We start from the raw sequence: 21,510 nt of genomic DNA, 5'->3' as shown, positions 1-21,510 counted from the left end.
GTAGGGTCTCAGATTTCATGTCGGAATCTCACGGTCGATGTCGGATGGAAGCCGGATCCGACGCCTAGCTGAGATTCGCAGATCACTGCAGTCCTGACGGCCCGGGACCGTCCGCACGCGACCAAGGCGAGATCGCTTCCGTGGTCCTCGGGCAGCTTGGTGCGGAGGAGAGGCAGAAGGTCCTGGAGCGGGCGGGGCACGTCCGCGAGGTGCTGACTGGATACCGCTCCGGCAGTGAGGAGTTGGCGACCAGGGATGAGCCGAAGGCCGCCTACGCTGCAGCGGCACCGATGGAAGGGAGGAAGGCGGCGGAACTTGGCGTGACGGTCCGCACTATCGAGCGCTGGGTAGCAGGATTTCTCCAGCACGGCGAAGCTGGCCTTGCACCAGGGAGGACGCGTTCGGGGCGGTCGCAGACCGCGGTCGATGACCGGTGGGCGGAGACCGCGGTGGAGGTGATGGTCGAGCACACCGATCAGTCGCGGCCGTCGCGGACGATGGTGATCGAGCGGACCCGGGCCAGGGTGATCGCGCGATTCGGTGAGGGAGTGGTACCGCAGCCGAGTCGGGCGACGGCGTTTCGGCTGATGGAGGAGCTTGAGTGGCAGCATCCGCTGTTCCGGCTGAGTACGAAGCGCAACCGGGACATCGCTGGCCGGCCGGGGGGCGCGTACGGGAAGCTGCGGCCGACGCGACCGGGTGAGTACCCGGTGATGGACTCCACGCGCCTGGACGTCTTCGCGTTCGATCCGCTGACGCTCAAGTGGGTGCAGGCCGAGTTGAGCGTCGGGATGGACTGGTACACCCGCTGTATCACGGGGATCCGGCTCACGCCGGTCTCGACGAAGGCGGTGGATGTCAGCGCTGCGCTGTTCCAGTCGTTTCGGCCGAGGCCGGCGGGGCGGGACTGGCCGCGGCACGCGGTCTGGCCCGAGCACTGCATTCCCCGCACCGTCCTGGTCGATGTCGAGGGAGCCACCGGGCCGGGGCTGGCCTCGCCGCCCCTTGTTCTCGAGACGCTGGTAGTCGACCACGGCAAGGTCTACGTCTCAGAACATCTGACCAGCGTCTGCCGCCGGATGGGCATCTCCATCCAGCCGGCCCGCCTGCGGACGGGCCGCGACAAGGGGCCGGTGGAGCGCTACTTCCGGACCCTGCGGGAAGGGCTGCTGCAGGTGCTGCCCGGCTACAAGGGGCCCGATATCCACTCGCGGGGCGAGAGCCCGGAGGACGACGCGTTCTTCTTCCTCGGCGAGTTGGAGGCGATCATCCGGGAGTGGACCGCGACGGTCTATCACTGCAGGCCGCACTCTAGTCTGGTCGATCCAGGGCTTCCGGGCCTGCGGATGTCCCCGGCGAAGATGTTCGAGCACGGCATGGCGCGGGCGGGCTACATCGAAGCACCCCGCGACCGGGACCTGGCCTTCGAGTTCTTGAAGACCGAGTGGCGCACGGTCCAGCACTACGGCGTGGAGATCCGTCGGCGCCGTTATCGCGGCCAGGGCCTGCCGGGGCCGGGCATCCGCAGTCCTTACGACGCGCCGGTGAAGAACGGCTGGCCGTTCCAGGTGGATCCTGACGACATCACCCGGATCTACTTCCGCGATCCGGCCACCGGGTCCTGGCACACGCTGGTCTGGGAGCACGCGCCGTCGGCCGAGATGCCGCTGAGCGAGGACGCGTTGGTGTTCGCCCGCAGATTGGCTGCCTCGTAGTACCGCTTCCCGACGACCGCCTCGCCGTCGCGGATCTGCTTCAGCGGTGGAACCTCGGGCTGGGTACCACGATCGCCGAGCGGCGCATGGCCCTGCGACTCTCGCGCGAGCAGGCCGCCATCGAGCTTCCCGGAGGCGAGAGGAGGCGGTCGTCTCGCTGCCGTCCGTACGCAGGGCCCTTGGCCAGGACGAGGAGGCCGCGCAACCGCAGGAGTCCGAGGCGGTCGCGGACACGCGGGACGACGACGAGGCCGATCTGGAGGACCTCGCCGCAGAAGACGACTTCTACACCGATGCGCTGGAGGACGTGTGAGCGAAGACGGTGTTCCGGGACCTGCCAATCTCGCCCTGTCGCGGAAGGAGGACTTCAAGGTGTTCGCCGAGAGTCCCCGCCGCAGCCGACCCGACCTGCTGACCCGCAAGCAGTTGAAGGCCCTGGCTGCACAGGAGCGGGCGGACTGCGACCGGCAGCGCCGGACGTGGCACGCGAACATCGGACCCGTCAAGACACCGCAACTGGCAGAGCTCCAAGAGGACTTGTGGGACATCGTCGACAGTAACGAGCAGGACGGCGACAAGGCCAAAGGGGCGGTTGCCGTCGACGCGTTCCCGGGGCTCGGCAAGACGACCTCGGTACTGGCCTTCGCCCGCGACTTCCATCGGCGGGAGATCGAGGAGTCGGGATCGTTCACAGGCCAGGGACACGAGAGGATCCCCGTCTGCCGGGTCGGGCTGACCGGGAACACCGGGATGAAGGACCTCAACCGGGCCATGCTGGAGTTCTTCGGTCACCCCGGGCATGGGCGGGGCACCACCGCGCAGTTCGGACGGCGGGTGCTGGACTGCGTGCTGTCGTGTGAAGTCCGCTTGGTGGTCTTGGACGATCTGCACTTCCTAAAGTGGGGGCACAGGAGCGGCATCGAGGTGAGCAACCACCTGAAGAGGATCGCCAACGAGTTCCCGGTGACACTGCTGATGGTGGGGGTCGAGCTCGCGGAGAAGGGCCTGTTCGGCGAAGGCGCGAACGGGCGCGGCACCGCTGGCCCAGACCGGCCGCCGCACCACCCGCCTGGGGCTTCGCCCGTTCACCATCGAGGCGGAGGCCGGGCGCCGAGAGTGGCGGCAGATGCTGCTGGCCCTCGAACAGCGCATCGTGCTCGTGGACAAGCACCCCGGCATGCTCGCGGACGACCTGTCGGACTACCTCTTCGCACGCAGCACCGGGCACATCGGCTCGCTGATGACGCTGATCAACCGTGGCTGCCAGCGGGCGGTCCGCACCGGTGCCGAACGGCTGGACCAGGAGCTGATGGACCAGGTGAGGAACGACGAAGCATCCGAGGCGGCCCGTCTCGAACTCCAGGCCGCACTGGAGAAGAGGAAGCTGACCAGCCGCCCGCGCTCCGGAAACCGACGAGCCGTATGAGGGCGCCGGACCGCACGCTACCGATCCGGTTTCCCCCGCTGCCAGGCGAGGCCTTGGACTCCTGGCTGGAAGCGACAGCCCGGCGGATGGACACCGCACTCGGCGATGTCCTGCTGCACTTGGGCTTCCCCGTGCGCCAGCGGGCCGGAAACCAGCACGACGGCATCCCGGCCGACTGGACGATCTTCCTCGACGAGCGGTCGACCGCTTCCGTCGCGCACGCGACCGGCACAGCACGCAGGCGGTCACCGCAATGACGCTGGCCCACTTCGAGGGAAGGGCTCTGCGGACGGGCGCGGGCGGACGGCTCGTGTCGCGGCATGTCCTCTGGGGCCGCGGACGGGGGTCCCGGTTCTGCCCGGACTGCCTGGAGGACAACGACGGCCGCTGGCCGCTGTCATGGCGGCTCGGGTTCTCCTTCGTCTGCACCCGCCACCGCAGGCTACTGGCCGACTGTTGCCCCGACTGCGAAAGGGTTCCCAGGCAGCGGCCCTGCTCGGGCGGTTCCGTCCCGCAGCCGGCGCTGTGCGGCAACCCGCCGACCCGGCCTGGCGGCCCGGTCACCGCCGGATGCGGGAGTGACCTTCGCCGTGTTGCGACACTCCACCTGCCTCCCGAGCACCCCGTTCTCGCTGCGCAGGACCAAGTGCTGGCCGCTATCGACCACACGACGGCTTCCTTCGGCCCCTATGCAGCTAACCCGCAGCCGACGGTCGCCGTCTTGGCCGACATCAGGGCACTGGGCATCCGGTTCCTGGCAGACCTCCCCGCCCGAGCTCTGGGGAAGTGGCTCCCCGAAGACATCACGGCGGCATATCTCGCCCAGGGGCCCGCGGGTGCCGGGCAGGTGGCAGACCGTCCTGGCTTCATGGCCCCACCGCAGGCCGTAGACACCGCGGTCGCGATCACCTGTGCCCTGAACATCCTGCAGAGGCCCGGAATCCACCCGGCCGGCGAGGCCCTGCGCGGCTTGCTGGAAGCAGTGCGTGACGAGCTCGCGCAGATCTCGGCGACCAGCATTGACGACTGGGGCCGGGGCATCAGCCCGGTGCTGCAGTCCGTGCATCTGGCCGCGCTGGCCCCGTCCCTGAGGCCCAGCGAGTACCTCCGCTACCGCACTACGACCCGGTCGCCGCGACGGCCGACCATGACCACGCAGGCCATTGAGCAACGCTCTAGGAAGGTCCCCACGCTCTTCTGGCCCGCATGGGCGATCTGCCTCGCACCACCCGACGGAATCTACGCACGCACCCTGGCCCCCGTCCTCGCCGCCCTGCTGCTGGCCCCCGACGGCCGTCTCTCCCTGGACCAGGCCGCGGTCCTGGCCGGCGGCGTCACTGACGGCATCGAGATCTCGCGCCTTCTCCAGGAACTCGATGATCTTCCGCAGTGGCCGCACATCGTCACCGCACTGACCCGGCTCACCGACCACCTCGACGCCGACAACATCCCCATCGACTACGACCGGCGCCGAATCCTTGACTACACCGGCCTGCTTCCCCACGACCGCTGGCTGGAGATCTGCCGCCACACGGGAACACCGCCAGGAGCCGACCAACGCGAACGCATGGCCCGCAGCCAGCTCTTCCGCAGACTCAGCGGCCTGCCCGCCGAGGCCGTCCCAGACGACCTGGGCGGGCTCGACAGCCCAGGGTTCCGGGCAGCCTCCATGAGGCGCACCGCACTCCAGACTCCCGAACTCGCCCACGCCCTCCATCAGGAAGCCTTCGACTTCCTGGCCTCGCGTCACATCCACGACGAGCCCGTGACCTGGCAACCGCCCATCGCCTTGCTGGCCGGCCTCTCCCTACCCGGACCGGATCCGGCGCACATCGACCTGCTCCGCCTGCACCAGCTCGTCCGAGAACGCCAGCACCCCGCTCAGCACGCCGCCCAAGTCCTGGGAACAACCGTCGAGGCCGTCCGGCACCTCCTCGACGAACACCCAGCCCCCGCAGCCCCGCTGACGATAAGCATCGCCAGAGCTACTGGCCGCATCCGGTTCCAAGCCCGCCGGGTACTGCCGAAAGAGACCTTCGCCCGTTTCTACCTCGGCGAACACCGCTCGTTGAAGCAGATCGCCGCCCTCACCGGCTTCTCCCGCGGCGTCCTGACCGGCCTCGTCCGTGCATACGGCATCCCCCTCCGCAACGGACCGCAGGACTACAAACGATGTGGCGACGTCGACCGCGCCTGGCTCTTCGAGCAATACGTCCTCCACCAGCGGACCCTGCCCGACCTCGCCCGCGAGAAAGGAATGAGCATCGCGAACATGACCAGGTGGGCACACACCCACGAAATCCCGCTCCGGCCACGCGGTGGGGGAAGCCACAACGCCGCCCTCAGGGTCACCGACACGACCGCCACGCTGCCACCCATCCTGCGGATGGCCCTCACCAGTCCCTACGCGTGGCAACGACTGGACCGCTTTGTGGCAGCCGCCTCCTATCCGACGATGCGCGAGGCCGCCGAAGCCCTCGGGGTCAAGCAATCGGCGCTCGTGACCCAGATCAGCCGCCTAGAACGAGACCTCGGACACCCCCTGTATGAGCGCGCCGAGCGCGGACGCCCGATGAGGCTGATACCGGTTGGCGAGGAGGTCGTCGCCGCAGCTCGGAGGCATCGGCGAGGGACGCCAGCACCTCGTAATGAGGCCTGTCGTACTGGGAAGGCACAATCAGTGCATGTCTGAGACCGTCGTCGACCTTGGAACCGTCAATGTGCCGTCCGGTGTGCTGGTCCTCGGCATGGCCGGGTGGATCGACTACTGGCGGGAATTGGGGCAGCCCCTGTCGGAGCGGGCCAGGACGGCCGCGTCGTCGGGGGGAGGACATCTTCGTGAGTGGTTGTGCGAGGCAGTCGCCATCCCGGCGGATGATGACCGGCCGTTGAAGGTCAGGGCGAGCACCTCACCATCCCCGTTCGATGAGGAGCCGACGATCGCCACCCTGGAGATCAGCCTCGGTCGCACGTGGCCTGAGGCAGCGGACCGGTCGGGACCGGTGCGGATCGGGGACCTGCCCGTCGACCGGTGCGGCATGGTCATCGGCGATGCTGTGGTGTTGGACGCCTGGACGGGGATGAACGACGAGCCGGCCAACGGGCTAGCCGATGTCACCTTTTGGGGCCGGTATGCGGAAGACGCACACGCCGAGTTCGGTGGAGAGCGGATTGCGCAGTACGGCGTCGCCGGACCGTACGGGTGGCTCGACCTCCCGCTGGCCGAGGCAGCCGCGCACGCGGCTGCACTCACCGCTTGGTGCGACCGCCTCCACGGCAGGGGCCTCATGGTCTCGATCGACAAGCACACCGACTACCACCGCTTCCGGCGGGCCGGATGGCACCACCCGCTCCGCGTCGGCGCGATCGATGTTAGCGGCAGCCAGGTGCTCGGCATTGAATGGGACCAAGGCGACCACTCGATGAGACACCACGGTGAGCGAGAAGCTGGCCAGGTCTATCCAGTCACGCTCGAAGCCGACGAGACGGGCGAGATGGTGCTGCGATGGACCATCCCGCCGTACGACTTGAACGACGAGGAGGATTCAGGAGCCAATGTCTGAAGCCTGCACTGCTCGTGGGGCTGAGGGATCCTCAACGGGTGAGTAGACGTTGTTGGGAAAAGGCCGTGACGGTGTCGGGGTGTACTCCCTATCGTCAGAGCATAACCGTCACTGTACGGCGGGAGCTGGTGAGCCCCGCAACCCGGAACGCCTTCCGCTCTCTGGCCACGGACCTGACCATCCGAATCGTGGCTGAGCTATGGGAGGACCACGGGTTCGCGCCTGTACCCCCAGATGAGCTGAAGTACCAGGATTCAGGTGCTCGGCGGACCGAGTTCATGATGTATGCAGAGGGTGTGGACTGGTCTGACCCGACTCACGTTCGGCGTGCCCTCTTGGTTTCGAGGACTTCATCCGTGCATACCGAAACCCGAACGACCATGGCACACCGAAGTGGCTCGTCGACATCAGGATCCGCTTGGAGCGGGACGGCTTCGCTCTCGACAAGGAGAGGAGGATTTCGTGGACCAGCCCGCCGGTGAACTAGGCCGTTGAGGTCGGTAGAGAGGGTATGTCGAGCCCTAGATTTGGCAAGGCTCTATTGCTGCTTTTCTACGCTGGTGCCCACGTTCACTCGTTGGGGGACTCCGTTGCCAGTGGGATACCGCATCGTGGGCAGCCGTTCGCGTGGTCGTCCTGGCAGACGTAGCCGATGGCACCTTGCACGCACCATTCGGCGGCCTCCTCGGACAGCAGGTCGGGCCCGGCATGGAGCAGCCGACGAAATTCCGTGGTGTCCGCAATGTCGGCCGGGCGGTTGGTGAACCACTCGTCGAACCAAGGCTCGTCCTGGTGCATGCGCCAGTGCGCATTCTCCCGGTCGTCGACAGCCGTAAGGAACCGATCGACGATGCGCCCCCAACTCGGTGCTCCGAACCAGCCGTTGTCGAACGCGCAGAAAAATTCGATCAGCGTTCGCAGGCCGAACTCCTTCTCGCGAAGGCGGTACGTTCGACCCCAACCGATCGCGTCCTGTGCCATCTCCGCGAGCTCTTCTCGCGGATCAACCTCGTGCGCCGGGTCGTCAGGGTTGTGGCAGGCCAGCCCGAGTTCGAGCACGGACTGCCCGGTCGGTAGAACCCGAGACGGGTTGACGATCGCGAGACCGACAGCGATCCAGTCGACATGGTCGAACGACAGCATCGAGCGCACGATCCGGGTGGTTGCCGCGTTGATCCTCATCATCGTGCCGTCGTGCAGCGGACTCTTCCCAGCGTGCCAGTTCTCGACGGGTGTGTTGCGCCACAGGGTGAGCGTGATGCGGGTGGCAGCAAGCCACAGCAGTGCGTCGTCGTCAAGGTGCCCGAACCGGTCGGCACACTCATGGGCGCCGTAGCGGATCAACTCTCGCGGGTTCGGCCGCGTGTGGCTGTCAGACCCTTCAGGCACATACTCGTAGTCGCCGGCGTACTCGTCGAGGATCTCGCTCAACTCGGCCGCGCTGTCAGCCTCGCTGTACTCGGAGCCATCCGGCCCTGCGATGGTGTACATGTCATGGTCCCACGAGACATACACGTCGCCCCAGAGCACGACATCATCGCACTCGATGGCGTCATCCGTCACAACCGGCCTGATGATGATCGGCGCAGTACGCCCGTCGGTTCGCTCGTCGTCCTTCTTGGTCGCCCATGGGGTGATGACCCCGAGCGGCTTCGGAAGGAGAGGGCCGACCTTGGTGATGCTGAACGGGTCGTCGTCGTCATCGGTGTCGAACCGGCTGTTGACGAACGCGACCGCCTCGGAGGGCGTGCTGACGATGGACTGGTTACCACTCTCGTTGTCGACCACTCGCCACAACGCGCTGTTCTTCACGATGCTCTCCGATCGCGGTGAGTGCACCCGGGCGGGTACGATGCGCCGGTTCGCTCGGCACTGACTCCGATTATGGGCTGATCAACCCGTCCGTAGTCCCGCAGGCGCTTGTCGGCGACGACGCTCGGGATGTTCGTGTGCAACCTGCGCTGCACTGATCAGCCGAAGTGTCGACTCGCCATATCGTCGGCGGTGCCGGCGACGGCTGGACCGCGCCGGTCGGCAGACCGGCGGTCACTCACGCGATCAGTTGCTCAACTCGAACGATCAGCGCGTCTGACTACCGGAAGCAGCGGCCTGCTGCCGCTTCTCCGATCCCCTCCCATCTCCTCATCAGTCGGTCCACCTCGGCGAGGGTGAAGATCGTCGCACTCCAGCGATGGCTACTGGGGAAGTGAACCTCGGCATTGAAGGACATCGTCAGCCGTATCGAGCGGGCAGTGAAGATGGGTGAGTGGGTGGAACGGATGGTTGCCAATGAAGGTTCGTGACACCCCGGGCCGCGTTGCAGCCTGCTGGACAGCCTGAGGAAAAGACACCGGTCTGAGACAGCCGCCTGCCGACACATCGTGAGACATGTCGGCGTGGTGAGACTCCCCGGCCGAAGCCTTCACCCCTCCGGGTGACGGTGCTTCTGGTCCGGCGTCGCGCCGATCGGCCAGTCATCCGTCGTCAACTGTCGCCCGCATCCCCCGCCAGGCACCGTCCGCGCTTAGACGGCGGTGGCGGGCGGTCAGGGGGAGGCCGAGTGAACCTGGTCCGTTTCGGACTCCCGGAATGTCACCACGGCCGCGCCGTGCTCGTGAGCCCACCCCGTCAGCACGGCGATCGGCTGCGCCAGCGTCCGGCCAAAGTCCGTCAGCACGTAAGCGATCCTCCCGGCCTCGCAGCGGCGGTCGACCAGGCCGTACCCCTGCAACCGACGCAGCGTCTGGGTCAGCACTTTCCGCGAGATTCCGCCGATCAGGTCGACCAACTCGCCGTGCCTGCACGGTTCCCGGCTCAACGCGAACAGCACGACCACCGCCCACTTGTCGGCGATGATCTCGATCGCCAGCCGAGCCGGGCAGTCGGCGAGGAAGACGCTGCCGGAGTACTCACGGATGCCCCGACGGTAGCCCGCCGCCAGGAACCCGGAGGTACCTACCGCCTCACCAGCGTCCACGGCGGAAGCTACCGAACGGGGGAACCGCATGAGGGCAGAGATCCGATGGCCGGGCGGGCGGAAGGTCGTTGCGCTGGTCACCGTCGCGTTGGAGCTGTGGTCACCGGGGCACTGGCCCGCCTACGCGCCGATGGCCGCGGTGTGGCCGCTGTCCGGCGTCGACGACACGCACAGCGCCTCCTGGGCGGACCACGGCGTCACCACCGGCATCGGGCGGCTGCTCGACGTCCTCGGCGACCTGCCCGCCACCGTCGGCGTCAACGGACTGGTGGCCGAGCGGCACCCCGAGACCGTCATGGCCGCGCACGAGGCGGGTCACGAGATCGCCGCACACTCCTGGACCCAGGAGGTGGTGCCCGCGCTGCTCGACGTCGACGCCGAGCGGGCCAACATCCGTCGCTGCACCGACATCCTTCGTCACGTGTCGTCGAACGCCGCCCGCTACCCCCAGCCCAACGGCTTCCCCTACGCCGCGGCCAAGGCCGCCCTCAACGCCTACAGCAAGAGCCTCGCACCCGCCTGCGGACCCCACGGCGTGCGCGTCACCGCGGTCATGCCCGGACTCATCGAGACCGACGCGGCGGAAGCAATCCTGCGCAAGGCGGCGGCGGACAGCGGCCGCGACCCGGACGCCCTCCGCAAGGAGCTGCACCAGCGCCTCGCCGCCCCGCTCGGCCGCCCCGGACGGCCCGAAGAAGCCGCGGAGCTGATCGCCTTCCTCGCTTCCCCCCGCGCCTCCTACCTCACCGGCATCACCGTTTCGGTCGACGGAGGCATGCTCCCCACTCTCTGACGGCTCGCGTGAATCTCCTCGGACGCCAGCTTCGTCTCCCGCGCACTGGGAGCCGATGACGGACGGCGTCGGCGGTCCGCCACAGCTCAGGAACCGGGAGCGCGCTCGTGTCCGCCGGACCTTCGATGCGGTGGCCGCCTCGGGCGGAGGGCTTTCCCTGCTTCACGCGTGCGGGGAAAGCTGCTCGACGCGGGTGTGCGGATCGGATGGACTGGGGGCATGACGACACCTGAGGATGATCTGCTCCCCGGCACGCGCCGGGCCCTTCGGCACCGCATCGCCGTGGCCCAGTCCGAGGGGCGGGCGCCGTCCCTCGCCGCAGCGGTGGTCCGTGGCGGCCGGGCCGTCTGGCACGGTGCGCGGACGTCGGTGGACGGTCACGCGCCGGACGAGGACACGCAGTACCGCATCGGCTCGATCACCAAGACCTTCACCGCCGTGCTCGTCATGCGGCTACGCGATGAGGGCGTGCTCGATCTCGGCGACCCCCTGGAGAAGCATCTGCCGGGCACCGGCGCGGGAGAGGCCACGATCGCCGACCTGCTGGCGCACACCGGCGGTCTGGCCGCGGAGTCGCCCGCGCCCTGGTGGGAGCGCACCCCCGGGACCCTGCGCCCCGAACTCTCCGACGTCCTGGGGGAGAAGCCGCTACGGCATCCGGTCGGCCGTCGCTTCCACTACTCCAATCCCGGCTATACCGTGCTGGGCGCTCTGGTCGAGAGGCTGCGCGGCGCCGCGTGGGAGGCCGTTCTCCAGCAAGAAGTGCTCGAACCTCTGCGGCTGACGCGGACCGGCACGCGGCCCCGAGCCCCCCACGCCGGCGGCTGGGCGGTGCACCCCTGGGCCGACGTGCTGCTGCCCGAGCCGGCCGAGGACCTCGGCCGGATGGCGCCCGCGGGGCAACTGTGGTCCACGACCGGGGACCTGGCCCGGTTCGCGGCCTTCCTCACCGAGGGGGACGACCGCGTGCTCAGCGCCGGTTCACTGCGGGAGATGCGGACTCCGGCGGCCCCGCAGGAGCCGGCGGACGTGGCGGCGGGGTACGCCTACGGTCTGGGCCTGGAGCTGCGCCGCTCGGGCGAACGACTGCTGGTGGGCCACGGCGGGTCGCTGCCGGGTTTCGTCGCCTCCCTCACCCTCGCCGTGGACGACGACGTGGCCGCCGTCGTGCTGGCCAACTGCACCTCCGGCGTGCCGGTGGCAGCGGTGGGCGCCGATCTCGTGCGGATCGTCGCCGACGCCGAACCGCGGATTCCGGAGCCCTGGCGGCCGCTGCGGGAGGTCGATCCGTCGGTGCTGGAGCTGGCCGGACCGTGGTACTGGGGCACGCAGGGCTTCGGTCTGCGGCTGACCGCCGACGGGTTCGCGTCCCTGGAGCCGCTGTCCGGCTCCGGTCGGCGTTCACGGTTCCGGCCGAACGGCGACGGCACCTGGACGGGGCTGGAGGGGTACTACGCCGGAGAGCTGCTGCGGCCCGTGCGGCGGGACGACGGCTCCGTGGACCACCTCGACCTCGGATCGTTCGTGTTCACGCGGCAGCCGTACGACGAGCAGTCCGCGGTGCCCGGCGGCGTGGATCAGGAGGGCTGGCGGGGGATCGAGCGGCGGCCGTAGGTCCCTGCCCGTTCCGGGAGGCGACGACATCGCCCCGCCGAGGGGGGCTGTTTCACGTGAAACAGCCCCCGGCGACGGTCATGAGGCCCGGCGTACGCAGCGTGCGCCCTAGTCCCTCGGCGCGTGAGCCCGAGTCTCAGAGACTCAGCTTGAAGCCCACGTGGGACGCCTCGAAGCCGAGTCTTTCGTAAAAGCGGTGGGCGTCGGTGCGGGAGGCGTCCGAGGTGAGCTGCACCAGGCCGCACCCTTGACGCCGGGACTCGTCGACGGCCCACTCGATGAGCTGCGTGCCCAGTCCGCTGCCCCGCTCGTCGGCGTGGACGCGGACGGCTTCGACGATCGAACGGGTGGCGCCGCGCCGGGACAGACCCGGGATGATCGTGAGCTGAAGCGTTCCGATGACCCGGTCGGCGCGCACCGCCACCATGAGGTGCTGGTTCGGGTCCGCGGCGAGCCGTTCCAGCGCGGCCAGGTACGGGGTCAGGTCGTCCGGCGACTCGCGCTGCGCCCCCAGCGGGTCGTCCGCCAGCATGGCGACGATGGCCGGGACGTCGTCGGCCTCGGCCGGGCGTATGTCAAGCTCTCCCATTCCCGCACCCTATCGAGGACGCCTGCCCCGCCGGATCACGCCGGGACGGGCGCGTGCAGCGACTCGACGGCCCAGACCAGCGGTACCAGCTTAGGGTTCTCGGCGGCGACGTCGGGAGCCTCGCGCAGGGCGGCGTCGGGAGCTGCGGCGCCGGAGCAGGACCACGCCTTCGGCGTCACCGCGGTGGTAGCGCTCGTGTGACGCTCACCCCGCCGCGACGGTCAGCGGAGCGAACCGGCGGCGCCAGTCACCGGGAAGCTCCGCGATGCCCTGGGTCATGACCGCGTTGTGGGCGACGGAGGCCAGTCCGCGCCGCTTCAGCCAGTCCAGCAGCTCCTCGTGCCGTACGTCGACGTCGGTGCGCAGGGCGCGGTCGGTGCGGGCGGCGAGGTCGGTGACGAGGGCCTTGGCCGTCTCGGTGTCCCGGGCGATGAGAGGGCCCACCACGTGGGTGTCCATGTTCGGCCAAGCCGCCGCGTACCCGGTGATCCCCTCGGCGTCCTCGGCGACCCGTACCTGGTCCGCGAACGCGGGCAGCCGGACGAGGAGCAAGGTGCGATCGGCGCCGAACACCTCCTCGTCGAGCCGGAGGATGGCGGGGAGGTCTTCCGAGGTGGCCGCCCGTGTGGCGACGGAGGACGGAGATCCCTCCGGGGTGAAGCGGCCCCGAACCATCTCCGCCCGGCCGACGGTCTCGAATCCGAGTTCCTCGTAGAGCGGGCGCCCGTACGCAGTGGCGTGCAGCGTCAGCGGAGTGGTCCCCATCGCTGCGGTGACGTGGCGCATCAAACGGCGGCCGACGCCGCGGCGGGCGTGGCGTTCGGCGACCAGGACCATGCCGATGGCGCCGAGGTCGGGTCGGTCCTGGGGTCCGTACGCGGTGACGACGCAGGCGGCGACGAGGCCGCCGTCGGGGTCGTCGATGCCGTATCCCGTCCCGGAGGCGAGCAGGAGGCCCCACTTGTGCTCCTCGCGCGGCCACCCCCGGTCCTCGGACAAGTCGGCGCATGCGGTGAGGTCGCCGGTCGTCAGGCGACGGATGGGCAGAGCGGCGGGGAGATCGGCACGCCGGTCAGGTTGGCCGCCAGCCGCCGCCCGCGTCCACTGCTTTTGGCAGCCGCGCACGCCCTTCCGGCCCGGCAGGGCAGCGCTTCCGTCCCTTGAGGCGGGCCGCTGGAGCGTTTCCGTCCCCTGGGTCGGGCCGCTGGAGCGCCGTGGGCTCAGCCACCCGGCGTTTCACGTGAAACGCCGGGCCCGTCAGCCGAGGTCGGGCGCGTGCAGGGCGCGGACGCCCTCGATATTGCCGTCCAAGAAGTGCCGCAGCGACAACGGGACGAGGTGCACGGAGGCGATGCCGACCCGGGTGAACGGGACTCGTACGATCTCGTACTCGCCAGCGGGCGCCTCCACCTCGGGGCCGTGCCGCTGGGACAAGTCCATCGACTCCAGGCGGCACACGAAGAAGTGCTGCACCTTCACGCCGGTCGCGCCGCCGTCCTCGCCGATGTGCTCCACGGTGTCGACGAAGCAGGGCACCACGTCGGTGATCTTGGCGCCGAGTTCCTCGTGCACCTCGCGATGGAGGGCGTCGGCCACGGTGGTGTCCTCCGGCTCGACTCCGCCTCCGGGAGTGACCCAGTAGGGGTCGACGCCGGGCTTAGTGCGCTTGATCAGGATCAGGTCGTCGCCGTCGAGGAGAACGGCTCGTGCGGTGCGCTTGACCACGGGTCGGACGGTCATGGGAGAAATGTGGCCCAGCCTGTTCCACGTGAAACATCGCGAAACGTCGTCATCTCAGCGCTCTGGGTGACATCCCCTCTCCCGGAGCCTCAACTCCAGTCAGCGCTCGCACGCAACAGCCACTCATGCGCGCGGGCCACGTGCGGCAGCGCCAGCGTGCCGGTGCGCACCACCAGGAAATAAGTGCGCAGGGGCGGCACCGCCGGTTCGTGCAGGGCCACCACGTCTCCCCGGGCTACGGCGGAGGCGCACAGGTAGCGGGGCAGCACCGCCAGCCCCGCTCCCGCGGCCGCGCAGGCGAGGACCGCACGCAGATCAGGGGCGATCACGGCGCCGGACACGGTCGGCCGGCACTCGAAGACGGAGGCCCAGTAGCGGGAGACGAAGGGCAGCGACTCGTGGACCTCGACCAGAGGAACGCCCGCCAGCGCGGTGACGCCCCGGGGGCCCGCCTGCACCGGGCCGATCGCGTCGGCCCAGTGAGGAGCGGCGGCCAGGACGTGCTCCTCGTCGCACAGCGGAGCTACCGAGAACAGCGCGCCGCGCGGCCGGGCCGTGGTGATGGCCAGATCGTGATGCCCGGCGGACAGGCCCTCCAGCACCTCTTCGGTGGTGCCGAAGGCGGCGCGAACGGCGAAATCGTGCCCGGGGTCCCTGGTCAGTCGGGTCAGCGCGGGCAGCGCCCGTTCCGCGGTGAACTCGGGCGGTCCGGCCAGGTGCAGCGTCCGGAAGGCTTCGTCGTCGAGTCCCGCCTCGGCGATCTCCACCAGGGCGTCCAGATGCGGGGCGGCCTTGTGGGCGAGTTCCTCGCCGATGGAGGTCGGGGTCACGCCGCGTGCCTGGCGCAGGAACAGGGGTCGGCCGAGCTGTCGCTCCAGCGTGCGGATCTGGGAGGTGACGGCCGGCTGGGAGAGGCCCAGCAGAGCCGCCGCCCTGGTGAAGGAACCCGCCCGGTGCACGGTGACGAATGTGCGCAGCAACGCCAGGTCCACGCTCGCCCTCCCCTCGCGGCCCTCTTCTGCCCGGCCCCCCGGCAGCGCCCCACCATAAATATGGCGATAGGTCTCTGTCGCTACTGTGATTGGACACTGACAGGCAGTCAACTAGCCTGGTGCGCGCGGTTCTTGGCTCGCGGAACCGAAGGCGGTCCGAGCCACGAGGGGGGAGGCTCGGACCGCCGTCCTGCCGAGCGGTCGGCCTGGGGGAGGCGACCCGGGGGCCGGTCCGGGCGGCGCCGGTCAGCAGGCCGACGCGTCCAGCGCGCGCAGCACGTCCGCCACCAGGTCAGCGGGGTCCTCGGCGCCGACGGACATCCGCACGAAGCCTTCCGGCACCGCGTCCCCGCCCCAGCGGCCGCGCCGCTCCGCTGTGGAGCGCACCCCGCCGAAGCTCGTCGCGTCGTCCACGAGGCGCAGGGTGCCGAGGAAGCCGTCGGCCCGCTCGCGCGTGGGCAGCGTGAAGGAGACCACGCACCCGTAACGCCGCATCTGCCGGGAGGCGATCGGGTGCGAGGGGTCGTCGGGCAGTCCCGGGTAGCGCAGGCCGGTGACGTCGGCGCGTCCGCGCAGCGCCTCGGCGAGGGCCAGCGCGGTGGCGTTCTGCCGGTCGACGCGGAGCTGGAGCGTGGCGATCGAACGGTGCGCGAGCCATGCCTCCATCGGTCCGGGAATCGCCCCCACGATCTTGCGCCAGCGGCGCACGGCCGCCATGGCCCCGGCGTCCCGGCCGGCGACGTAGCCCAGCAGGAGGTCGCCGTGCCCGGTGAGCTGCTTGGTGCCGCTGGCCACCGAGAAGTCCGCGCCCAGCTCCAGGGGGCGCTGCCCCAGCGGCGTCGCCAGAGTGTTGTCGACGGCGACCAGGGCGCCGCGCGCGTGTGCGGCCTGTGCCAGGCGCCGGATGTCGCACACGTCGAGCCCGGGGTTCGACGGGGACTCGATCCACAGCAGCCGGGCGCCGTCCAGCACGTCGAGCTGGGCGTCCCCGCCGGTCGGGGCGGTGCGCACCTCGATGCCGTACGCCTCCAGTTGGTCGCGCACCAGGGGCAGCGCCTGGTAGCCGTCGCTGGGCAGGACCACCGCGTCCCCGGTGCGGAGCTGGGAGAACAGCACCGAGGAGACGGCGGCCATGCCGGAGGCGAACACCAGTGTCTCGGCCCCGTCCCGCCCGGGGGCTTCGAGTTCGCCGATGGCGCGCTCCAGCAGCGTCCAGGTCGGGTTCTCGTCGCGGCCGTAGGCGTACGGGCCCGTCGGGTCGCCGGGCAGGTGGAAGTGGGCGGCGAACACCGGGCCGGGCAGCGTCGGTTCGTGCTTCACCGGTTCGGGCAGCCCGGCCCGGACCGCGCGCGTGCCGTCGCCGGCCGGAGGCGCCGACCGTGCCGTCGCCGCCGGTGCGCCGGGGGCGCCGTTCTCAGCGGAGTCGTTCATGCCGCCCCGTCCCTTCTCGTGCTCGGGCGCCGCGGCCGTCGGGCCGGGCTCGCTGCCCCCACCCTCTCAGGACGCCTCGTGGAGCCGGTCCGCCCCTCCCCGGGGACGCCGGCCCGAGAAGGGCGGCCAGCCGCGGCGCTCAGTCCTCGTCCGGCAGGACCATGTTCAGCGCCCAGGAGACGACCGAGACGATCAGGCCGCCGAGGACGGCGGTCCAGAAGCCCTCGACGTGGAAGCTGAGGTGCAGCTTGCCGCACACCCACGAAGTGAGGAGCAGCATGAGCGCGTTGACGACGAGCGTGATCAGGCCGAGCGTCAGGACGAACAGCGGGAAGGTCATCACCTTCACGACCGGCTTCACCAGCAGGTTCACCAGCCCGAACACCAGGGCCACCACGATGAGCGTGCCGACCTTCCGAGCGGTGCCGCCGCCGGTCAGGGTGATCTTGTCGAGCAGCCAGACGGCGACCGCCAGAGCGCCCGCGTTGGCGAGCGTCTTGACTACGAAATTCATCATGTGTCTGATCGTGGCAGAAAGAGATCGACTACGAATGCGGGCGAGGACGATGAAGGCATTCCGGCTGGACGAACTGGAGGCTGAGCGCGCCGCCCACCAGGGCGCGTATCTCCAGTTCCTGCGCGAGCGCAACATGTCGGTCGGCTTGTACGCCCTGGACGCGGGCGAGCGCGATCCGCAGCAGCCGCACCGCGAGGACGAGGTGTACGTCGTCGTCAGCGGCCGCGCCTCGATCACGGTCGGCGCGGAGACGACCGAGGTGGCGCGGGGCAGCGTGGTGTACGTGCCGGCCGGCGTCGCCCACCGGTTCCACCACATCAGCGAGGATCTGAGGGTCCTGGTGGTCTTCTCTCCGCCGGAAGCCTGATGCGCCGTCTCGGGGTTCCCTAGGGGAACGATCAGGGGAGGACAAGGGATGCGGGACCCCCGTCGGAGCCGTTGCCGGCCCTAGCATCGACTTCAGGAAATCGACAGCGCCCGCCGCCGAGAAGCGCGGGCGGTCGACGGGATCCGGCGCTGGGCCGGCGGAGAGATGGGGATGAGGGGCATGCGAGAGGTCGTCGCGAGTCTGCCGTGGTGGGTGAAGTGGATCGCGGTGCCGGTCATCGCCCTGGTCGTCTTCGGCGGCCTGATAGCGAGCGTGCTGCACTTCGTGATCTACCTGCTGTTCAAGCTGCTGGTCTTCGTGGCCCTGGTGGGCGCCGTGATCTACGTCGCGCGGAAGTTCACGGCGGGTTCGTCCTCGCGCGACTGGTGACCGCCGGGCGGACCGGCGGCCGGTGACGCGGAACGCCGGTTCCCTCGGTGGGGGGAACATTCCCGGCCGGGCCGTCCCTGAGCGGCAGCGGACGGATAAGGTCCGGGAATCGACGCGGGGGCAGGCCCCCGCGGGCAGCGTTTCCCCACCCGTGTCCCCCGCACGGGCTGCCCCCTCGTGCTCCGGGAGTGACCCTTGGCCACGGTTGACACCGCACCCGCCCCCGCCGTATCGCACGCGCCACCGGCGCCCCGGGCGCCGGTTCCGGCGCCGTCTGCGTCGCTGCCCGCGCAGCCGCGCTCCAGACGCCCGCTGGGGCAGTCCCGCCCCGCGGTCCGGGAGCAGCGGCCCGCACCGGCCCCGCAGACCCTCATCGGCTCGGTGCAGCGGGCCATGCGCCTGCTGGAGACCGTGGCGGAGCACGCGTACGGGGTGCCGGCCAAGCAGCTCGCCCGCGAGACCGGCCTCGCCCTGCCCACCGCCTACCACCTGCTGCGCACCCTGGTGCACGAGGGCTACCTGCACCGGGACCAGGGGCTGTTCTTCCTCGGGAAGGCGGCCGAGCGGCTGAGCAGCGGCGGAGCAGAGCAGAAACGTCGCGCCACGATCGCCGAGACGCTGGCGCACTGGCGTGATGCGATCGGAGCGCCGGTGTACTACGCGAGGTACCGGGAGGGCGAGATCGAAGTCATGCACGTCTCCGGCAGCCCGGCCGCCCCGGCCGCCGAGGAGTGGGCCGACTTCCGGGAGACCGGACACGCCCATGCCGTCGGGCAGTGCCTGCTGTCCCAACTCGACGACGGCGCGCGCCGCGACCATCTGGACCGGTACCCGGTGCGGCCGATCACCCCGCACACGGTCCGTGACGAGCGGGGTCTGCTGCGGCGGCTGGAGGGGATGCCGCGGATGCAGCCGGTGACGGAGCGGCAGGAGTACGCGCCGGGAACGGTCTGCGCGGCCGTCCCCATCACCGTCGGCGCCACGGCGGCGACGGTGGCGCTCTCGCTCCCCGCCCACCAGGCCGAACGGCTGATGCCCGCGGCCCGCCAACTCCAGTACGAGGTGGGGCGGCGGGTGGGCGCCCTCGCGCTCGCTATCAGTATCTGAAAAATCACTCCTTGTGGTCTGTCGTGCACTTTCTGCAAGATATCGCCAGTGTCATAGGGATGTCTCCCGGCCAGTCGACGGCAGATGACGGGGTAGCGATGCGTGAGTCCGTACAGGCAGAGGTCATGATGAGCTTTCTCGTCTCCGAGGAGCTCTCGTTCCGCATCCCGGTGGAGCTGCGGTACGAGACCTGTGATCCCTATGCCGTGCGGCTGACGTTCCATCTGCCCGGGGACGCCCCGGTGACCTGGGCCTTCGGCAGGGAACTGCTGATCGACGGGGTGGGCGCGCCGTGCGGGGAGGGCGATGTGCGGATCTCTCCCGCCGCCGCCGACTCGCTGAGCGAGGTGCTGATCCGCCTTCAGGTCGGCGCCGAGCGGGCGCTGTTCCGCTCCTCCACGGCCCCGCTGGTGGCTTTCCTCGACCGGACGGACAAGCTGGTGCCGTTGGGCCAGGAGGGTGCTCTCGACGACTTCGACGCCCATCTCGACGAGGCCCTGTACCGCATCCTGGCCGAGGAGCAGAGCGCGGGCTGAAGCGTTTCTGCAACGCCGCGCATGCAGTGGCGTAACGCTCCTCCACGGACGCCCTCACGGCGCGCTCCGGTGCTCCGTCGGCGGACGGGGCGCCCAGGAGTCCGCACCGGCCGCCGGGTCAGCGCCGTCGGCGCCCAGCGGTCCGCGCTCTCCGGCCGGTCAGCGCTTGCGGCGCCTGCCCCGCCCCCCGCGCGCGGGCGCCGGCGCACCGGCCGCGACGCGGCCGGGGGCGTTCGCCGGCGCCGTGCGGTCGGCCGAGACCACGAGCGCCGCGAGGGCGGTGGTGACGGGCACCGAGGCGACCAGGCCGATCGAGCCGACCAGCGTGCGGACGATCTCCTCGGCCACCAGCTCGCTGTTGGCGACGGCGCCCACGCTGCTCTGCGCGATGGAGAAGAGCAGCAGCAGCGGAAGCGCGGCCCCCGCGTAGGCGAGGACGAGGGTGTTGACGACGGAGGCGATGTGGTCGCGGCCGATGCGGATGCCCGCCCGGTACAGTCCGCGCCAGCCCATCGCGGGGTTGGCCTCGTGCAGTTCCCAGACCGCCGACGTCTGCGTCACCGTGACGTCGTCGAGGACGCCGAGCGAGCCGATGATGACCCCGGCCAGCAGCAGACCGCTCATGTCGATCGACGGGTACAGGCCGTGGATCAGACCGGTGTTGTCGTCGGTGTTGCCGGTGAGCGCCGCCCAGCCGATGAACAGCGAGCCCAGGACGCCGATCAGCACCAGGGAGATGAGCGTGCCGAGCACGGCCACGGACGTGCGCGCGGACAGGCCGTGACACATGTAGAGCGCGATCAGCATGATGGCGCTGGCCCCCACCACCGCGACGACCAGCGGATTCGAGCCCTGAAGGACCGCCGGGAGGACGAACAGGTTCAGCACCAGGAAGCTGACGGCCAGCGCGACCAGCGCCATCACGCCCCGCATGCGCCCGACGACGACCACGGCGAGCGCGAACACACCGGCCAGCAGCGCCATGGGGAAACGCCGGTCGACGTCGGTGACCGAGTACTGGAGCTCCTTCGGCGCGGAGGGCTCGTAGGCGACCACGACCTTCTCGCCCTGGTGCAGTTGCCGCGGCTGGTCCGGCTGCACGATCTCGGTGAAGGTGCGCCCCGTGTCCTTGCCGGTACTGACGCGGATCGTGGCCTTCTTGCAGACCTTCGACGCCTGCGCCTGCGCGGACGCGCCCCCGGCCGTGGACGCGCCCCCGGTCGGAGCGCCGCCGGAGGCGTTCACCGACGCGCAGCTCACCTTCACCACCTGGGCGACGGTGGCCTGCTGCGTCTGCCGGTCGAAGCCGACGCCGGTGCGGTGGTGCGAGGGGGCGCCGCCGGGCCAGAGCACGACGAGACCGGCTGCCACCGCGGCGGCGAACGGGATCAGGATCGCGGCGATGACCCTGCGCAGATGCCGGGAGACCGGAGCGGCCGGGCCATGGCTGTGGCTGTGCCCGTGCCCGTCGCCGTGCCCGTGGCTCTGGCCGGGCCGGTGACCGGAGTCATGCCCGGAGCCGTGACTTGGCGCCTGCGCCTGCGCCTGCTCCCTGCTGTGCGAGGACGCGTGCTCGTCGCCAGGACGGTGGCTGTACTCGTCGCCGGGACGGTGGCCGTGCCCGGCGCCGCGTCCGCGGGACGGCTCGGGCAGTGGCTGAGGGTACTGCTGGGGCGTGGTCACGGGCGGATCCTCCCAAGAGCGGCGGGCGCCCACTGTTCTTCGCGCCATACATGACGCTAGCGTGGAGACG

Annotated in this window: 19 protein-coding genes and 4 pseudogenes; 13 read left to right on the top strand and 10 right to left on the bottom strand. The window is 70.1% G+C overall.

Translation table 11 applies throughout. From position 1 onward, the window contains the following. Positions 1 to 89: 89 nt before the first annotated feature. From ABZ861_RS15970 to ABZ861_RS15940, 7 genes and pseudogenes are all read left to right on the top strand, one after another. Positions 90 to 2,028 (top strand): annotated as a pseudogene (locus ABZ861_RS15970) (helix-turn-helix domain-containing protein); the annotation flags it as partial. Beyond that, positions 2,025 to 2,651 (top strand): annotated as a pseudogene (locus ABZ861_RS15965) (ATP-binding protein); the annotation flags it as partial. The pseudogenes ABZ861_RS15970 and ABZ861_RS15965, both read left to right, overlap by 4 nt. Positions 2,652 to 2,841: 190 nt before the next feature. Next, positions 2,842 to 3,141, top strand: a complete 300-nt coding sequence (locus ABZ861_RS15960; protein ID WP_361629870.1) for a hypothetical protein — start codon at positions 2,842 to 2,844, stop codon at positions 3,139 to 3,141. Positions 3,142 to 3,227: 86 nt separating this feature from the next. Continuing rightward, the gene (locus ABZ861_RS15955; RefSeq protein ID WP_361629966.1) at positions 3,228 to 3,398 is read left to right on the top strand and encodes a hypothetical protein; all 171 of its coding nucleotides are present in this window, start codon (positions 3,228 to 3,230) and stop codon (positions 3,396 to 3,398) included. Then, positions 3,395 to 3,529 (top strand): annotated as a pseudogene (locus tag ABZ861_RS15950) (hypothetical protein); the annotation flags it as partial. The gene ABZ861_RS15955 and the pseudogene ABZ861_RS15950, both read left to right, overlap by 4 nt. A gap of 258 nt (positions 3,530 to 3,787) precedes the next feature. Beyond that, positions 3,788 to 5,833, top strand: a complete 2,046-nt coding sequence (locus ABZ861_RS15945) for a LysR family transcriptional regulator (RefSeq protein ID WP_361629963.1) — start codon at positions 3,788 to 3,790, stop codon at positions 5,831 to 5,833. After that, positions 5,826 to 6,704, top strand: coding sequence for a hypothetical protein (locus ABZ861_RS15940; RefSeq protein ID WP_361629867.1), 879 nt, complete (start codon positions 5,826 to 5,828; stop codon positions 6,702 to 6,704). The genes ABZ861_RS15945 and ABZ861_RS15940 overlap by 8 nt, the downstream gene beginning before the upstream one ends. Before the next feature lie 570 nt (positions 6,705 to 7,274). Here ABZ861_RS15940 and ABZ861_RS15935 read toward each other — a convergent pair. Further along, positions 7,275 to 8,516 carry a hypothetical protein gene (locus ABZ861_RS15935; RefSeq protein WP_361629864.1) on the bottom strand — a complete coding sequence of 414 codons (1,242 nt, stop codon included), beginning with the start codon at positions 8,514 to 8,516 and terminating at the stop codon, positions 7,275 to 7,277. A 733-nt stretch (positions 8,517 to 9,249) separates the two neighbouring features. Further along, complete coding sequence (locus tag ABZ861_RS15930) at positions 9,250 to 9,621, bottom strand: helix-turn-helix domain-containing protein (RefSeq protein ID WP_361629960.1); 372 nt, start codon at positions 9,619 to 9,621, stop codon at positions 9,250 to 9,252. Between the two features lie 88 nt (positions 9,622 to 9,709). On the opposite strand from ABZ861_RS15930, the gene ABZ861_RS15925 reads away from it, so the two are divergent. Both ABZ861_RS15925 and ABZ861_RS15920 read left to right on the top strand, forming a co-directional pair. After that, positions 9,710 to 10,474 (top strand): SDR family oxidoreductase, encoded by a 765-nt coding sequence (locus ABZ861_RS15925; protein ID WP_361629861.1) that lies wholly within the window; start codon positions 9,710 to 9,712, stop codon positions 10,472 to 10,474. A gap of 219 nt (positions 10,475 to 10,693) precedes the next feature. Next, positions 10,694 to 12,088: a serine hydrolase domain-containing protein gene (locus ABZ861_RS15920; protein WP_361629858.1), complete on the top strand. Its 1,395-nt coding sequence runs from the start codon at positions 10,694 to 10,696 to the stop codon at positions 12,086 to 12,088. Between the two features lie 136 nt (positions 12,089 to 12,224). On the opposite strand, the gene ABZ861_RS15915 is transcribed toward ABZ861_RS15920, so the two are convergent. From ABZ861_RS15915 to ABZ861_RS15885, 7 genes and pseudogenes are all read right to left on the bottom strand, one after another. Then, positions 12,225 to 12,677 carry a GNAT family N-acetyltransferase gene (locus ABZ861_RS15915; RefSeq protein ID WP_361629855.1) on the bottom strand — a complete coding sequence of 151 codons (453 nt, stop codon included), beginning with the start codon at positions 12,675 to 12,677 and terminating at the stop codon, positions 12,225 to 12,227. Positions 12,678 to 12,712: 35 nt separating this feature from the next. Further along, positions 12,713 to 12,814, bottom strand: a pseudogene (locus ABZ861_RS15910) (MarR family transcriptional regulator); the annotation flags it as partial. Positions 12,815 to 12,881: 67 nt separating this feature from the next. Next, positions 12,882 to 13,676 (bottom strand): GNAT family N-acetyltransferase, encoded by a 795-nt coding sequence (locus ABZ861_RS15905; protein WP_361629852.1) that lies wholly within the window; start codon positions 13,674 to 13,676, stop codon positions 12,882 to 12,884. 258 nt (positions 13,677 to 13,934) lie between these two features. Beyond that, a complete protein-coding gene (locus tag ABZ861_RS15900) occupies positions 13,935 to 14,417 on the bottom strand; it encodes an NUDIX hydrolase (protein ID WP_361629849.1) in 483 nt (160 codons plus the stop codon). Between the two features lie 89 nt (positions 14,418 to 14,506). After that, positions 14,507 to 15,409, bottom strand: a complete 903-nt coding sequence (locus tag ABZ861_RS15895; RefSeq protein WP_361629846.1) for a LysR family transcriptional regulator — start codon at positions 15,407 to 15,409, stop codon at positions 14,507 to 14,509. A 246-nt stretch (positions 15,410 to 15,655) separates the two neighbouring features. Further along, complete coding sequence (locus tag ABZ861_RS15890) at positions 15,656 to 16,840, bottom strand: cystathionine gamma-lyase (protein ID WP_361629843.1); 1,185 nt, start codon at positions 16,838 to 16,840, stop codon at positions 15,656 to 15,658. A gap of 139 nt (positions 16,841 to 16,979) precedes the next feature. After that, complete coding sequence (locus tag ABZ861_RS15885) at positions 16,980 to 17,357, bottom strand: phage holin family protein (protein ID WP_361629840.1); 378 nt, start codon at positions 17,355 to 17,357, stop codon at positions 16,980 to 16,982. Between the two features lie 49 nt (positions 17,358 to 17,406). On the opposite strand from ABZ861_RS15885, the gene ABZ861_RS15880 reads away from it, so the two are divergent. The 4 genes from ABZ861_RS15880 to ABZ861_RS15865 all read left to right on the top strand — a co-directional run bounded on the left by ABZ861_RS15880 (position 17,407) and on the right by ABZ861_RS15865 (position 19,757). Continuing rightward, entirely contained in the window at positions 17,407 to 17,724 is a 318-nt protein-coding gene (locus ABZ861_RS15880; protein ID WP_361629957.1) for a cupin domain-containing protein, read from the top strand. A 180-nt stretch (positions 17,725 to 17,904) separates the two neighbouring features. Next, entirely contained in the window at positions 17,905 to 18,114 is a 210-nt protein-coding gene (locus tag ABZ861_RS15875) for a DUF5326 family protein (RefSeq protein WP_361629837.1), read from the top strand. 312 nt (positions 18,115 to 18,426) lie between these two features. Continuing rightward, complete coding sequence (locus tag ABZ861_RS15870) at positions 18,427 to 19,221, top strand: helix-turn-helix domain-containing protein (RefSeq protein WP_361629954.1); 795 nt, start codon at positions 18,427 to 18,429, stop codon at positions 19,219 to 19,221. A gap of 98 nt (positions 19,222 to 19,319) precedes the next feature. Next, positions 19,320 to 19,757 carry an SsgA family sporulation/cell division regulator gene (locus ABZ861_RS15865; protein ID WP_361629834.1) on the top strand — a complete coding sequence of 146 codons (438 nt, stop codon included), beginning with the start codon at positions 19,320 to 19,322 and terminating at the stop codon, positions 19,755 to 19,757. Between the two features lie 159 nt (positions 19,758 to 19,916). Here ABZ861_RS15865 and ABZ861_RS15860 read toward each other — a convergent pair whose 3' ends face one another. Next, positions 19,917 to 21,440 carry a YibE/F family protein gene (locus ABZ861_RS15860; protein WP_361629831.1) on the bottom strand — a complete coding sequence of 508 codons (1,524 nt, stop codon included), beginning with the start codon at positions 21,438 to 21,440 and terminating at the stop codon, positions 19,917 to 19,919. Positions 21,441 to 21,510 lie beyond the last annotated feature (70 nt).

Origin of the sequence: Streptomyces sp. NPDC046985 (assembly GCF_040644415.1) — a bacterium.
Lineage (GTDB): Bacteria > Actinomycetota > Actinomycetes > Streptomycetales > Streptomycetaceae > Streptomyces.
The sequence above is the reverse complement of the archived record's forward strand: the minus strand, read 5'-3'. Positions and strand labels throughout refer to the sequence as shown.

Excerpts from the sequence above, each read along its gene's own strand:
- ABZ861_RS15880 (WP_361629957.1), top strand. The coding sequence starts at position 17,407 with ATGAAGGCATTCCGGCTGGACGAACTGGAGGCTGAGCGCGCCGCCCAC.
- ABZ861_RS15925 (WP_361629861.1), top strand. The coding sequence starts at position 9,710 with ATGAGGGCAGAGATCCGATGGCCGGGCGGGCGGAAGGTCGTTGCGCTG.
- ABZ861_RS15960 (WP_361629870.1), top strand. The coding sequence starts at position 2,842 with ATGCTGCTGGCCCTCGAACAGCGCATCGTGCTCGTGGACAAGCACCCC.
- ABZ861_RS15915 (WP_361629855.1), bottom strand. The coding sequence starts at position 12,677 with ATGGGAGAGCTTGACATACGCCCGGCCGAGGCCGACGACGTCCCGGCC.
- ABZ861_RS15900 (WP_361629849.1), bottom strand. The coding sequence starts at position 14,417 with ATGACCGTCCGACCCGTGGTCAAGCGCACCGCACGAGCCGTTCTCCTC.
- ABZ861_RS15865 (WP_361629834.1), top strand. The coding sequence starts at position 19,320 with ATGCGTGAGTCCGTACAGGCAGAGGTCATGATGAGCTTTCTCGTCTCC.
- ABZ861_RS15885 (WP_361629840.1), bottom strand. The coding sequence starts at position 17,357 with ATGATGAATTTCGTAGTCAAGACGCTCGCCAACGCGGGCGCTCTGGCG.
- ABZ861_RS15890 (WP_361629843.1), bottom strand. The coding sequence starts at position 16,840 with ATGAACGACTCCGCTGAGAACGGCGCCCCCGGCGCACCGGCGGCGACG.
- ABZ861_RS15920 (WP_361629858.1), top strand. The coding sequence starts at position 10,694 with ATGACGACACCTGAGGATGATCTGCTCCCCGGCACGCGCCGGGCCCTT.
- ABZ861_RS15940 (WP_361629867.1), top strand. The coding sequence starts at position 5,826 with ATGTCTGAGACCGTCGTCGACCTTGGAACCGTCAATGTGCCGTCCGGT.
- ABZ861_RS15875 (WP_361629837.1), top strand. The coding sequence starts at position 17,905 with ATGCGAGAGGTCGTCGCGAGTCTGCCGTGGTGGGTGAAGTGGATCGCG.
- ABZ861_RS15955 (WP_361629966.1), top strand. The coding sequence starts at position 3,228 with ATGGACACCGCACTCGGCGATGTCCTGCTGCACTTGGGCTTCCCCGTG.